At 68.2% G+C, this 13,106-nt stretch carries 14 protein-coding genes; 10 read left to right on the forward strand and 4 right to left on the reverse strand.

From position 1 onward, the window contains the following. Positions 1-12: 12 nt before the first annotated feature. Positions 13-534 carry a GNAT family N-acetyltransferase gene (locus ACWDR4_RS02195; RefSeq protein WP_450402746.1) on the forward strand — a complete coding sequence of 174 codons (522 nt, stop codon included), beginning with the start codon at positions 13-15 and terminating at the stop codon, positions 532-534. Positions 535-554: 20 nt separating this feature from the next. Here ACWDR4_RS02195 and ACWDR4_RS02200 read toward each other — a convergent pair whose 3' ends face one another. Next, a complete protein-coding gene (locus ACWDR4_RS02200) occupies positions 555-998 on the reverse strand; it encodes a protein-tyrosine phosphatase family protein (RefSeq protein ID WP_450402749.1) in 444 nt (147 codons plus the stop codon). Between the two features lie 103 nt (positions 999-1,101). Here ACWDR4_RS02200 and ACWDR4_RS02205 point away from each other — a divergent pair, with 103 nt between their 5' ends. Then, complete coding sequence (locus ACWDR4_RS02205) at positions 1,102-1,656, forward strand: SigE family RNA polymerase sigma factor (RefSeq protein WP_450402751.1); 555 nt, start codon at positions 1,102-1,104, stop codon at positions 1,654-1,656. A 74-nt stretch (positions 1,657-1,730) separates the two neighbouring features. Then, positions 1,731-2,669, forward strand: a complete 939-nt coding sequence (locus ACWDR4_RS02210) for a hypothetical protein (RefSeq protein ID WP_450402753.1) — start codon at positions 1,731-1,733, stop codon at positions 2,667-2,669. A 78-nt stretch (positions 2,670-2,747) separates the two neighbouring features. Here ACWDR4_RS02210 and ACWDR4_RS02215 read toward each other — a convergent pair whose 3' ends face one another. Beyond that, complete coding sequence (locus ACWDR4_RS02215) at positions 2,748-3,479, reverse strand: FadR/GntR family transcriptional regulator (protein ID WP_450402756.1); 732 nt, start codon at positions 3,477-3,479, stop codon at positions 2,748-2,750. A 267-nt stretch (positions 3,480-3,746) separates the two neighbouring features. On the opposite strand from ACWDR4_RS02215, the gene ACWDR4_RS02220 reads away from it, so the two are divergent. From ACWDR4_RS02220 to ACWDR4_RS02240, 5 genes are all read left to right on the forward strand, one after another. Further along, the gene (locus ACWDR4_RS02220; RefSeq protein WP_450402759.1) at positions 3,747-5,390 is read left to right on the forward strand and encodes an ABC transporter substrate-binding protein; all 1,644 of its coding nucleotides are present in this window, start codon (positions 3,747-3,749) and stop codon (positions 5,388-5,390) included. Between the two features lie 44 nt (positions 5,391-5,434). Further along, positions 5,435-6,394 carry an ABC transporter permease gene (locus tag ACWDR4_RS02225; protein ID WP_450402762.1) on the forward strand — a complete coding sequence of 320 codons (960 nt, stop codon included), beginning with the start codon at positions 5,435-5,437 and terminating at the stop codon, positions 6,392-6,394. Between the two features lie 64 nt (positions 6,395-6,458). Then, complete coding sequence (locus ACWDR4_RS02230) at positions 6,459-8,441, forward strand: dipeptide/oligopeptide/nickel ABC transporter permease/ATP-binding protein (RefSeq protein ID WP_450403323.1); 1,983 nt, start codon at positions 6,459-6,461, stop codon at positions 8,439-8,441. A gap of 29 nt (positions 8,442-8,470) precedes the next feature. Continuing rightward, positions 8,471-9,559 carry an oligopeptide/dipeptide ABC transporter ATP-binding protein gene (locus tag ACWDR4_RS02235; RefSeq protein ID WP_450402765.1) on the forward strand — a complete coding sequence of 363 codons (1,089 nt, stop codon included), beginning with the start codon at positions 8,471-8,473 and terminating at the stop codon, positions 9,557-9,559. Further along, positions 9,559-10,494, forward strand: coding sequence for a dihydrodipicolinate synthase family protein (locus tag ACWDR4_RS02240; RefSeq protein ID WP_450402768.1), 936 nt, complete (start codon positions 9,559-9,561; stop codon positions 10,492-10,494). Before ACWDR4_RS02235 ends, ACWDR4_RS02240 begins: the two co-directional genes overlap by 1 nt. Before the next feature lie 18 nt (positions 10,495-10,512). On the opposite strand, the gene ACWDR4_RS02245 is transcribed toward ACWDR4_RS02240, so the two are convergent. Then, on the reverse strand, positions 10,513-10,872 hold the full coding sequence (locus ACWDR4_RS02245) for a DUF397 domain-containing protein (RefSeq protein WP_450402770.1): 360 nt from the start codon (positions 10,870-10,872) through the stop codon (positions 10,513-10,515). Next, complete coding sequence (locus ACWDR4_RS02250; RefSeq protein WP_450402773.1) at positions 10,869-11,741, reverse strand: helix-turn-helix domain-containing protein; 873 nt, start codon at positions 11,739-11,741, stop codon at positions 10,869-10,871. The genes ACWDR4_RS02245 and ACWDR4_RS02250 overlap by 4 nt, the downstream gene beginning before the upstream one ends. Positions 11,742-11,966: 225 nt before the next feature. On the opposite strand from ACWDR4_RS02250, the gene ACWDR4_RS02255 reads away from it, so the two are divergent. Then, positions 11,967-12,305 (forward strand): hypothetical protein, encoded by a 339-nt coding sequence (locus ACWDR4_RS02255; RefSeq protein WP_450402776.1) that lies wholly within the window; start codon positions 11,967-11,969, stop codon positions 12,303-12,305. A 5-nt stretch (positions 12,306-12,310) separates the two neighbouring features. After that, positions 12,311-13,078, forward strand: a complete 768-nt coding sequence (locus tag ACWDR4_RS02260) for an ATP-binding protein (protein ID WP_450402779.1) — start codon at positions 12,311-12,313, stop codon at positions 13,076-13,078. The last annotated feature ends 28 nt before the right edge of the window (positions 13,079-13,106 follow it).

Here is a 13,106-nt window from a genome sequence, read left to right on the forward strand (position 1 = left end):
ACAGGGGGATGAATGAGCACTTTTCCCGAGGATCGATTCCCGTCACTCGCCTCCCTGCCGTCGCCCCTGCCGACCACGGCTCAACCACCATTCATCCGCCAGATCCAGGAGGCCGACCTGCCCGAGCTGGCCCGGCTGGACAAGGAGGCGTTCCCCGAAAGCCCGTACTCCTTCTTCATGCTCCGCCAGCTCTTCGACCTGTACCCGGACCACCTGCTCGTCCTCGACGGCGGCGAGAGCGGCCTCCAGGGCTACGTCCTGGCCGGCATGCCCCGGGACGTCGGCTGCGGCTGGATACTGGGCCTCGGGGTCCCCCGTGACCAGCGCAGGCGCGGACACGGCCGACAGTTGATGGAGGAGGTACTCCGCCGACTGCGCAAGGACGCCGTGCGCGAGGTGCTGCTGACGATCGAACCGGCCAACACGGCCGCGATAGAGCTGTACAGATCACTCGGCTTCGAGGCCGAACCGGCCCCGCGCAAGGGCTACTTCGGGCCAGACGCCGACCGCCTGGTCATGACCCTGCAGCTCTGATCCCCAGCCTCCGGGCTGCCTCACCCGAACCGCCGCACATACCGCCGCTGCCAAGGCGTCTCCACCGCCCACCGGTCGTACCCCGCCCGCACGAACGCCACGGCCTCCCCCGCCGGCACCCCGTCCAGCACCGCGAGACACGCCAAAGCCGTCCCCGTACGCCCCCGCCCACCCTCGCACGCGACCTCGACCCGCTCCCCCGCCGCCCGCTCCCACACCTCGCCCAGGACCGCGCGGGCCTCCACGCGGTCCTTGGGGAGGCGGAAGTCGGGCCAGGGGAGCCACCGGAACTCCCAGGGAACTTCGGGGGGTTGGCTGCCGAGGAGATAGACGGCGTACGAGGGGACCGGCGCCGTCGGATCGAGGGGCCGGCGCAGGCCGCGTCCCCTGATCAGGCGCCCGGAGGGCAGCCGCAGCACACCCGCGTCCCCCTCGTCCCATCGGCCGTCGGCCCGCTCACCCATGCGCATGTCCCCCTGCTCGCCCGTCCGTACATTCGAACCCGGCTCCGACTCCCGGGCAACCGATTCCGGAGAAACGGTGGTCTGGTGGGCGAGGGGGTGCTTGATGCAGGCCGAACTAGAGGCCCAGTTCCATGATTTCGTCAGAGCGCGGTGGTCCCATCTGGTGCGCACCGCGTATCTGCTGACCGGCGACGCCCATCACGCCGAGGATCTGACGCAGACGGCGCTGGCGAAGGCGTACCGCTCCTGGCGGCGGGTCTCGCGGAGCGACAATCCGGAGGCGTACGTCCGCCGGATGCTGGTCAGTTGCAACAGCGACCGGTTCCGCAAGCGGCGCGTACGGGAGTCGCTCACCGACGCACCGCCCGAGACGGCGGGCCGCGACGAGGCCGTCTCCTGGGCCGACGAGCGCAGTGCGCTGCTCGGCGCGCTCGCCCAACTGCCGCCCAAGCAGCGGGCGGTGGTGGTCCTGCGCTACTGGGAGGACCTGTCCGAGGGAGAGGTCGCCGACACGCTCGGCTGCTCCCAGGGCACGGTCAAGAGCCAGGCGTCCAAGGGGCTGGCGAAGTTGCGAACGTATCCGGGGCTGGCGCAGGTCGTGGGCCGACCCGGGCCCGAGCCCAGTCACACGTCTCACGTTCGGGAAGGCGTCCGGTGAGCGGGGAAGAGCGGCCTGAGCAGCCGGATCAGTCGGAACAGTCGGAACAGGCACAAGTAGCAGGGCAGCAGCACATGGGAAGCGAACCCGGGAAGGACTTCGAAGCACAGGTGCGCGAGTTGATGGCGGAGGACGCCTACACGATCCGGCCCTCGGCGGCGCCGTATCCGACGATCCGCCGTCGAGGCGCGATGGAGCGACGGCGGCGGGTGGCGGCAGCGGGCGCGGTCCTGGTCGCGCTGGCGGCGGCGCCTGTTGGGGCGTATGCGCTGGGCGGGAGCGGCGAGGGGGGCACGCGTCTGGCGGCGCCGCTGCCCTCCGTCAGCGCCTCGCAGCCGTCTGCTACGCCAACTCCCGTCCAGTCGACGCCCGTTGGTCCGGCCGGACCGGCGACACCCGGGCAGCTGCTCGACGGGATCACGCTGGCGCAGGCCTCGGACGGTCTGGAGAAGTGCTTCGACTGGAACCGTGAGAGCCGGCAGGGCGGGTCGGCGGCGGCACCGAGCGATCTGGGCGACTCCGCCGACTACCGGATCATCCTGGCCCTGAACAGCACCGGCGACTCCAACTCGCCCGGCGACGGCTTCTTCGTCGTCGCCGTGAAGCAGCAGACGGAGCAGCCGCAGCTGACCCAGGTGATCTGCAACATCAAGGACGGCGAGGCGAGCGGCTTGCAAAGCGGCACCGGCGGCCTGGAGTTGGACAACGGCGGCCCGGTCATGCCCGACATCAACGGCGGCAAGCTCTACCAGCAGTCGTTCATCGACAAGGGCAACTGGAAACTGCCGTTCCGCTGGGGCTCCATCGGCCGGATCGAGTCGAACGTGACCCGGGTGACCGTCTCGTACGGCGGCGACACCAGCGAAGCCGCCCTGGACCACGGCTGGTTCGTGGCCTCCGGCACCCTGAACCAGCAGGTCACCCAGGCTCCGCACGTCAAGGGGTACGACAGCACGGGCGCGGTCGTCTACGACTCGGACGACGACTCGGAGTACGAGAAGACGCTGCCGTAGGCCGGGGCGCGACGGGAAGGTGAGTGGGGGCGCCGCACAGGGGACGGCGCCCCCATTCACGTACCGGCACACCCGCCCTCAGCCCACCCCCCGCGACTCCTGTGCCGCCCGCGCCTCGATCCCCCGGAAGTGCACCGCCAGTGCCCGCTGCGCGCCCTCCACGTCATGGGCGCGCAACGCCGTGACGATGTCCCGGTGCCGGCGGGCCGTCAGTTCCGGTGCCGGGTCGTCGTGCCAGCCCCGGGCGCCCGAGACACGGCGGAACACCGTCCAGAAGGCGCCGAGCAGCTGCGGCACGAGGGCGTTGCCGAGAGGGCCGTACAGCGCCTCGTGGAACTCGCGGTCGAGTTCGGGGAAGCGCCGGCCCGCGCGGCCCGCCTCCTCCATCCGGGTGACGACCGAATCCAGCCGGTCCAGTTCCGCGTCGGAGAGGACGGCCGCGACCCGCCGGATCATCCCGTCCTCCAGCACCTCCCTGACCTGGAGTATCTCGGCGAGAGCGGCGCCGTCCCCGTCGTGCCGGGCGAGCGTACGGAACGTCAGTCCGTCAACCAGCGGGGTCAACGAGGCCTGGCCGACGTACGTCCCGTAACCGTGTCTGATCTCGACGATGTCGAGGGCCTGGAGCGCCTTGAGGGCCTCGCGGACGGAGTTGCGGCTGACCCCGAGGGTCTCCATCAGCTCGACCTCGGTGGGCAGCGGTGCGCCCGCCCGGAGTTTGCGGTCGAGAATCAACTGCATGACCTCGCGCTGGACCTGGCCGCTCACCCGCCGCTCGGGCCGGCGCCGCTTCCCGGACTCCTGAGACATGCGGCGCATCGTACGCTCGCCGGACATCCCACGTCCCACCTCCAGGCATATCAAAATCCAACTACCTGGAACTACCCGGAATTCGCAGCTCCCTTGACGTACCGTCGGCTGAATTTCATATCGTCATTGGTCGCACCTTTGGCAGATACGCCATTCGTGTGCGATCTCTTGACCGGCCCCACCGCCCCTCTTATGGTCACGCTGCCCCCTATGACGTAGGACGTCGTATCTCCTCACCTTTTCGGACCCCACCCCGCTGGAGGAATCGTGCGCGACGTGACCCGCGGCACAACCCCCGACGTATCGACCGCCCCGCACCGCCGGTCGTTCCTGAAGTACACCGGCGCGCTGGGTGCCGCCGCCATTTCCTCCTCGCTGTCGGCCTGTTCGTCCGGGCCGGAGTCCACCAACGACACCGGGGGCGGCACCGGGGGCGCGAACAGCACGCTCACGGCCGTGATCGGCTACGGCAACGACGGCAGCTGGGACCCCACACAGACGGCCTCCGCCTTCTCCATGGCCGCCAACAACCACATCTACGAGGGTCTGCTCGACACCGATCCCATCTCCCGCGAGCCGTACGCAGCGCTCGCCACAGCGGTCCCCGGGGATCTCAACAGCACCTCCTGGAAGTTCACGCTGCGGGCCGGGGCGACCTTCCACGACGGAAAGCCGGTCACCGCCGACGACGTGGTCTTCGTATTCGATCGAATCCTTGATCCGAACACGCAGACACTCGCCAAGGGGTTTTTCGCCAGTTGGCTGAAAGAAGTGAAAAAGGTCGACGCGCAGAATGTCGAGCTGGTGCTGAAGTTCCCCTTCCCTGAAGGGGTTTCCCGGCTCACCCTGGCGAAGATCATGCCGAAGCACGTCTTCTCCCAGCCGGGCGGCTGGGACGACGCGATCAAGGGAAAGGCGATCGGCTCGGGGCCGTACCGGCAGACCGCGCACCACCCGAAGTCGAACACGACGTTCGAGGCGTTCGCGGCCTACAACGGTCCGCGCAAAGCGGCGTTCAAGAAGATGAACTGGATGACGATAGTGGATGCCGCGCCCCGCGTCGCCAAGATCTCGGGGTCCAGTGCCGGCGCGCAGATCGCCGACAACATCCCGTACGCCAACATCCAGCAGCTCAAGAGCGGGGGGATGGACGTCCAGGGCGGGGCGGGGATGAACAACCTGTTCCTGATGTTCAACACCAAGCGCAAGCCCTTCGACGACGTACGGGTCCGGCAGGCGCTGCACTACGCCATCGACACGGAGAAGATGGTGGAGGTGGCGCTCAAGGGCCACGGCAAGCCGTCGTCGTCCTTCCTCAACGAGGCCAACCCCAGCTACCGGGCGGCAAAGGCGGTCTACGACTACGACCCGGAGAAAGCGAAGGCGCTCCTGGAGGAGGCCGGGGTCAGCGGGCTGAAGATCGAGATCCTGTCCGTGAACGTCAGCTGGATCGTCGACTGCCTGCCCACCATCAAGGCGTCCTGGGACGCGATCGGCGTCGAGACGACCCTCAACCCGCAGGAGACCACTGCGGTGTTCACGAAGATGGACCAGAAGCAGGACTACCAGGTCGTGTCGGCCGCCTCGAACCCCAACCAGTTCGGCCTCGACGCAGACCTGATCATGCACTACAACTACGGCCCGCAGAACCTCTGGATGGGCTACGCCCGTTGGGCCGACAACTCCGTGGCCAAGCAGCTCTTCAAGGACATGGACCAGGCGACGCAGGAGCCGGACCCGGACAAGAAGAAGGCGATGATCCAGGACTACATCGACGTCGTCGCCGAGGAGGCCGTGCTCTATCCGGTCGTCCACAACGAGCTGATGACGGCCTGGGACCCGAAGAAGCTCGCGGGGATAAGGGCACAGCCGTATCCGGGCATCAACCTCCTCCAGGCCAAGTGGGTCTAGCCATAGCTGCCACCAAACACCGCTAGCTGTACGGGAGTTCGTACGTGGTCGCCATCGCCAGAATCCTGGCCCGCAGGATCGTCCTGCTCGTCCCGCTGATGCTCGGCATCGTGCTGTTCGTGTTCCTCGTCATGCGGTTCTCGGACGTCGACCCGGCCTCCGCGTTCTTCCAGGGCGCCAACCCGACCCCGCAGCAACTGCACGACTTCCGCGAACAGAACGGCCTGCTCGATCCGTTCCTCGTCCGCTACTTCCACTTCATCGGCGACCTGCTCCAGGGCGACATGGGCACCAGCGCGCTGACCCGCGCGCCCGTGATCGAGCAGGTCACCACCGCCCTGCCGCTCACCATCCAGCTCACCTTCATGGGCCTGACCATCGCGGTGGTCCTGTCCCTGCTGGGCGGAATCACGGCGGCCATCTACCGCGACCGCCTCCCCGACCAGATCATTCGCGTCGTGTCACTGACGGGTGTCGCGGCGCCGGGCTTCTGGCTGGCGCTGCTGATGATCCAGTACCTGGCCGTCGACCTGGGCTGGTTCCCGACCGGCGGCTACATCAACCCGGCCGACTCCTTCACCGGCTGGCTGAAGACGATGACCCTCCCGGCCCTCGCGCTCTCCCTCCCGGTCGCGGCGCAGCTCACGCGCATCGTCCGTACGGCGGTGGTCGAGGAGTTGGACAAGGACTACGTCCGTACGGCGATCGGCAGCGGCCTGCCACCGAGGGTGGTGGTGGGCCGCAACGTGCTGCGCAACGCGCTGATCAACCCGCTCACGGTGCTGGGCCTGCGCGTCGGTTACCTGCTCGGCGGCGCGGTCGTCATCGAGACGATCTTCTCGCTCCCCGGGATGGGCAAGCTGATGATCGACGCCGTGAAGAACGGCGACCCGGCGGTCGTCCAGGGAGTGGTCCTGACGACGGCGACCGGTTTCGTGGTCGTGAACCTGGTCATCGACATCCTCTATCTCCTGGTCAACCCGCGATTGAGGGATGCGGCCTGATGACCATGTTGTGCCTGATGTTCATGCCGTTCACGCGAACGAGGGGTGCGGCCGGATGTTCATGATGTTCGAACGGGGGCGCCTGGCCGCCCTCCTCTCCCGCCCCGGCATCCGGCTGCGCGGCTGGCGCCGCCTCCCGGTCCTCTCCCGGATCGCGGTCTGCTTCCTGGCGCTGGTGGTGTTCGTGGCGGTCTTCGCCCCGTACGTCGCCCCCGACGACCCGCTGGACCAACAGCCCCTGATCGGCGGCACGGGAGCGCCCTCCGCCGAGCACTGGATGGGCCAGGACAGCCTGGGCCGCGACATCATGAGCCGGCTGATGTACGGCGCCCGCTGGTCCCTGGCGATCGGCCTCGGCGCCACCGCACTGGCCCTGACGGTGGGCGCGCTGATCGGCGCGATCGCGGCGACGTCCCGCAAGGCGGTCGACGAGACGCTGATGCGCTGCCTGGACGTGGTGATGGCGTTCCCGGGCATCGCGCTGGCCGCCGTACTCGTCGCGGTCTTCGGCGGTGGCATCACGGTCCTGATCTGCGCGATCGCGTTCCTGTTCACGCCGCCGGTGGCGCGGGTGGTCCGGGCGAACGTCCTGGACCAGTACGGCGAGGACTACGTGACGGCGGAACGGGTGATCGGAGCCAGAACGCCGCACATCGTCTTGAAGCACGTGGCGATCAACTGCGCGGCGCCGGTGCTGGTGTTCTGCACGGTGCAGGTGGCGGAGGCGATCGTCTTCGAGGCGTCGCTGTCGTTCATCGGCGCGGGCGTACGGCCGCCGGACCCGTCCTGGGGAAGCGTCATCGCGGACGGCAAGAACATGGTCCTGACGGGCGGTTGGTGGGCGACGGTGTTCCCGGGCTTGCTGATGCTGATCACGGTCCTGTCCCTGAACGTCCTGTCCGAAGGCGTGTCGGATGCGTGGGCGGCACCGGCGGCGAGGGACGTGGAGGTCCGCGAGGAGGAGGACCCCCTGGAGGCTCCCGAGCCGGGAACAGGCAAGGTCCTGGCCCTCCCTGGCCTGACGCAGGCGGCGCAACGCCTTCGCTCACGAGCCCGCCCGGTCCCAACCGGCCTACCGATACTGGCGGTTGAGAACCTGGCCATCGGTTTCGACGCCCGTCACGCGGGCGTGGACATCGTCGACGGCATCAGCTTCGAGGTCCACCCGGGCGAAGTCCTGGGCCTGGTGGGCGAGTCGGGCTGCGGAAAGTCACTGACGGCACTGACGGTGATGGGCCTGGAACCGAAGGGTGCCCGCGTACACGGCCAAGTCCGCTTCAACCAGCGGGACTTGCTGGCGGAACCGATGCGGGTACGCCGCAAGCTGCTCGGCCACGAGATGGCGATGATCTACCAGGACGCGTTGTCGTCCCTGAACCCGGCGATGACGATCCGTTCGCAGCTGAAGCAGGTGGTACGACGGGGAGGCCACCGCACACCGCAGGAACTCCTGGGCCTGGTGGGCCTGGACCCCGACCGCACCCTCCGCAGCTACCCGCACGAGCTGTCGGGCGGCCAGCGCCAGCGGGTCCTGATCGCGATGGCCCTGTCCCGGGACCCGAAGCTGATCGTGGCGGACGAGCCGACCACAGCCTTGGACGTAACGGTCCAAGCGCAGATCATCGAGCTGCTGCTCCGCCTGCGCGAGGAACTGGACTTCGCCCTGATCCTGGTCTCGCACGACCTGGCGCTGGTGGCGGACGTGACGGACCGGGTGGTCGTGATGTACGGCGGCCAGATCGTCGAAACGGGCGTGACGGCGGACCTGGTCGGCTCCCCGTCCCACCACTACACCCGGGGCCTGCTGGGCAGCGTGCTGTCACTGGAGTCGGCGGCGGTCCGCATGACCCAGATCAAGGGCACGGTCCCCTCCCCCGCCGACTTCCCCAAGGGCTGCCGTTTCGCGGACCGTTGCCCGATGGCGACGGAGGTGTGCCGCACGACGCCCCCCGATCTCCTGGGCGCATCAACGCACTTGGCGGCCTGCCACCACCCGGCGATCGACCTGACGACGCCGGAGCCGACGGGAAGCGAGAGCGTGAAGTGAGCACCAGTACAGCTACGCCTGATACGTCCATGTCGACTCCGTTGGTGGAACTGTCGGACACGCACGTGGTCCACAAGGCCCGCAGCGGCGGCCTGTTCACCCGGGACCGCGTGTACGCCCTGACAGGCGCCGACTTCAGGGTCGCGCCCGGCGAGACGGTGGGCGTGGTGGGCGAGTCGGGGTGCGGGAAGTCGACGCTGGCGAAGGTACTGGTGGGCGTACAGCCACCGACGTACGGCCAAGTCTCCTTCCGTGGCGCCGACTTGTGGACAATGAAGCCGGCGGAACGCAGATCGGCCATCGGCACAGGCACCGGCATGATCTTCCAGGACCCGTCGACGGCCCTGAACCGCCGCCTGACGATCCGCCAGATCCTCCGCGACCCGCTGGACGTGCACAGGCGAGGCACGCAGAAGGAACGGGAGGAGAGAGTAAGGGAGTTGATGGGCCTGGTAGGCCTACCGCGGGCACTGGCGGACGGCTTGCCGGGCCAACTCTCGGGCGGCCAACGCCAACGAGTCGCGATCGCAAGGGCGTTGGCACTGAACCCGGACCTGGTGGTGGCGGACGAACCGACCAGCGCCCTGGACGTATCGGTCCGAGCCCAGATCCTGAACCTCCTCCTGGACCTGAAGGAGCGGCTGGGTCTGGCGCTCGTCTTCGTCTCGCACGACATCCAGACGGTACGGCGGATGAGCGACCGGGTGATCACGATGTACCTGGGCCGGATCGTGGAGGAGTCCCCGGCGGACGAGGTGACGGACGGAGCGCGTCACCCGTACACCCGGGCCCTGTTCTCGGCGACGCCGGGCCTGCTGGACCCGATCGACCCGATCCCGCTGGTCGGCCCGGTCCCCTCAGCGACCCACCCCCCGTCCGGCTGCCCGTTCCGCACCCGCTGCTGGAAGGCGAGCGAGGTGTGCGCGGAGGGGATGCCGGAGTTCACGGCCGCGTCAATCCCGGGACACCGTTTCCGTTGCCATCACCCTGTGGAGGAGGGCCGGGCGACGCGGGACCTGGTCGCCCAGGCGGTAGCCGCCGTGCCCGACATGGCCTCTGACCTGCGGAACACCTCCGCAGCACCACCGCCCACCCCGAAAGACCCCAGGGAGCCCTGATGACCTTCCCCACCCCCCTGACCGGTGTCGTCCCTCCTGTCTGCACTCCCCTGACACCGGACCGCGGGGTGGACGTACGCTCACTCGTCAGGCTGGTCGACCACCTGGTGGAAGCGGGCGTGGACGGCCTGTTCGTGCTCGGTTCGTCGTCCGAGGCGGCGTATCTGACGGACGATCAGCGCAGGCTGGTGGTGGAGACGGTGGTGGGCCATGTCGCCGGCGCGCTCCCGGTCCTGGCGGGCGCGATCGACATGACGACACCCCGGGTACTGGACCACGTACGGTCGGTCTCGGCGGCGGGCGCGGACGCGGTGGTGGTGACGGCCCCCTTCTACACCCGCACACACCCCTCGGAGATCGCCCGCCACTTCCGCCTGGTGGCATCGGGCAGCCCGGTCCCGGTGGTGGCGTACGACCTCCCGGCATCGGTCCACAGCAAACTGCCTCCGGGCCTGGTCCTGGAACTGGCGGCGGACGGCGTACTGGCTGGGTTGAAGGACTCCAGCGGGGACCTGGCGTCGTTCCGGTCCGTGGTGACGGGCAGGCGGGAACACCCCGGGATCACCGGCTTCAGCGTCCTGACGGGCAGCGAACTGCTGGTGGACTCGGCGCTGGCGATGGGGGCGGACGGGGCGGTCCCGGGTCTCGCGAACGTCGACCCGGGGGGTTACGTACGCCTGTACCGGTTCTGCCGGGCGGGCGACTGGGACCGGGCCCGGGCCGAGCAGGAACGGTTGTGCGTGCTGTTCGGGATGGTGGGGGCGGGGGATCCGGTGCGGATGGGGGGCAGCTCGGCGGGGCTGGGGGCGTTCAAGGCGGCGCTGTACTTGCGGGGGGTTATTGACTGCCCGGTTACCGCTGATCCGCAGATTCCGTTGTCGGAGGACGAGGTGGAGCGGGTGGGGAAGTTTTTGGCGGGGGCGGGGTTGTTGTAGGAGGACGGGTGCACCGGGTTACCGGCCGCGAGGGCGGAGCGGTCCGGTGAGGTCCGGCAGACCGCCTTCGGCAAGCCAGCCCAGAAACGACGCACGCTTCCCACCCTTGATCACGTCCTCCAGGGCAGCGTTCACCGTGGCAGCCTGCGTTGTGGTGCCGAAGATCTCCGCCGCCTTCGCGATGCCTCCAACGAAGGTGGCGAAGGCAACGGCGGACAGGGTGAGTACGTACCCATGGGGGACTTTTGAATCCCGTACGGCCACTTGAGTGCGGAGGTCGGCGATCTCGACGCACTCGTTGCCTTCGCCGCCGCTGTAGCTGCTCTTGAACCACGTCGCAACTATCGCGTCCGCAGGGGCATTTGCTATATCAGTCACGAGGACAGCTCCTGTCGTGCTCCGGCGATCAGCCGCGACGAGGCTCTGGTGTTGGCGGCTTGCGAACGAAGGTAGTCGAAGGTCAACTTATAGGCACCCACGTCCTCCGCGTCATCGAGATACAGCCCACGTCGGCGCATCTCGATGTACACAACCGCCATGGAGTTGAGCGGTTGCCGCTCGTCGTCCCGTCCGAGGATCACGAAGTGCCCGGCTCCCGCAGCATGTGCCCCCGCGCTGAACGGCAGGATCTGAACCTCGATGTTGGGGCTCTTGGCCTCCTCTTGAAGGTGCTCAAGCTGTTGGGCCATGACCTTGGAATCGCCGACCGTTCTGCGCAGGACGGCCTCGTCCAGGATCACCCACAGGTGCAGTTCCGGGTCCCGTCGCAAGATGCCCTGGCGTTTGATGCGCGCCTCCACCATCCGCTCGATCTCATCGTTCGAGCTGCGCATTTCACGGGCCTGATGGATGGCGAGGGCGTACTCCTTCGTCTGGAGCAGGCCAGGGACAACACTGTTCGCGTAGACGTGCTCGTACGCCGCTTCGTGCTCGAAGGAGACCAGCGGGTCCAGCCATTCCGGCACCGCGCTGTTCCCGACCCACCAACCGTCGGTCTGTGACTTGGCGATGCCCACGAGGGCTTCGCACTCCTGCGTCGTGGCGTCACAGGCGTCGGCCAGGGCTTTGACCGTGGCCCATCGGATGCGGGCCCGGTCCTGCCAGGTTTCGTAGCGGCTCACAGTCGTCGTACTGACGCCCGCCCGTTCGGCCACCTGCGTCTGTGTGAGCCCGCATCGCTCCCGAAGCGAGACCAGACCGCGTGCGATCTGCATGCGGCCGGCCGGGCCCGTCTGTGTGGCGGTCATGATCCAGTATGCCTTCCTGTCAGGGAGCTGGCCGGCCTGCCCCGGTTCCTTCGGCCAACAGCGCCGACTTTATGGACTACTTGAGCGCTTCGGACATGAATCCGATGCCTGTCACCCACATCAGCGAACTCCCTCCATGCACATTTCTGCCATGGGATTCCCATGGCAGGCTTCCCGCAACGGTCGGATCGACCACCGCCCTTCGACCTTTGAGGAGTTCAGGACGTGAGCGGACTCATTGCATCTTTCGCCCGCCTGCTACGCGGGTTCACGGCCCCCTCCGGCCACTGCCATCGAATCGGCCAGTCCTTGCCGGTGCCGCACCGGCGCACCCCTGTGTACACACGGTTCAAGCCGCCCGGCATCGCTGTCGCTCCCACAGTCCGCCCTTGGTACGAGCCCATCGACGGCACCACCACCGTGCTCGTCCGCCCCTACCTCGCCGCGTACGAGCATGAGGAGACGGCCCGGCTTCAGCGACTGCGTCGCGACACCCCGTGGTTCGCCGCCTACGGTGTCGACCTCGACGCGCTCGACGTTCACCGCCAACTGGAGGTTGCGTGATGGACGTGAGCGACAGCGCAGTGAAGCAAGCGGTACGGCTTCTGCCCTGGACCGGAAGCGAGGGACAGCCCTGCCTCCTCATCTCGGACGGCGACGGCCCCGTCTCGCGGATCGCCGACCGGGTTGAGGCCGTACAACTCGGCCTCGCGGACAGGCTCCTCGGCCGCGCGCAGGAGTTAATCGCAGCCCCAGAGTTGTCGATCAGTGAACTGGGCTCGCTGGTAGCCCAGTTGACCGACGCACTCCGGGACGCACTACTCATTGCCGAGTGCCGAGGTGACCGGCTCGGAGCAGTGGGGTACGGCGCTCCTCAGCTCGGTGAGAACGTCCATGACGTACTCACACACACCGCAGCCGGCCCTCAAACGTTCGCCGAGTTCTCGTTCCCGGGTACAGACCTCACCTCGGCTCGCGCCGCCCGGCGCTGCGTGCGGAGCATGGCCGAGTTGCGGGATCTGCCTTCCAGCGTGGTGGACGATCTGGAAACGATCACCGGGGAGTTGGCGGCCAACGCCCTGGAACACACCGACAGTCGAACCATCACGGTCGCGCTGACCCTGGCCGCTGAAACGGCCACGGTCAGTGTGACCGACGAGGGCAAGGGGTACGCGCCGGTGGTACACACGCCGACGGGGCCGAGTCCCGAGGAAGAGCGCGGACGCGGACTGCTGATCACCGACGCACTGGCAGCCCGTTGGGGAAGACGGCAAACCACCAGCGGCGTCACCGTCTGGGCCGAGATCGCCACGGCGTTTCCGGGGCCTGCCCGATGATCCCGCCACCCGTGCCCATAACCGACAC

Source organism: Streptomyces sp. NPDC000878 (assembly GCF_053599695.1).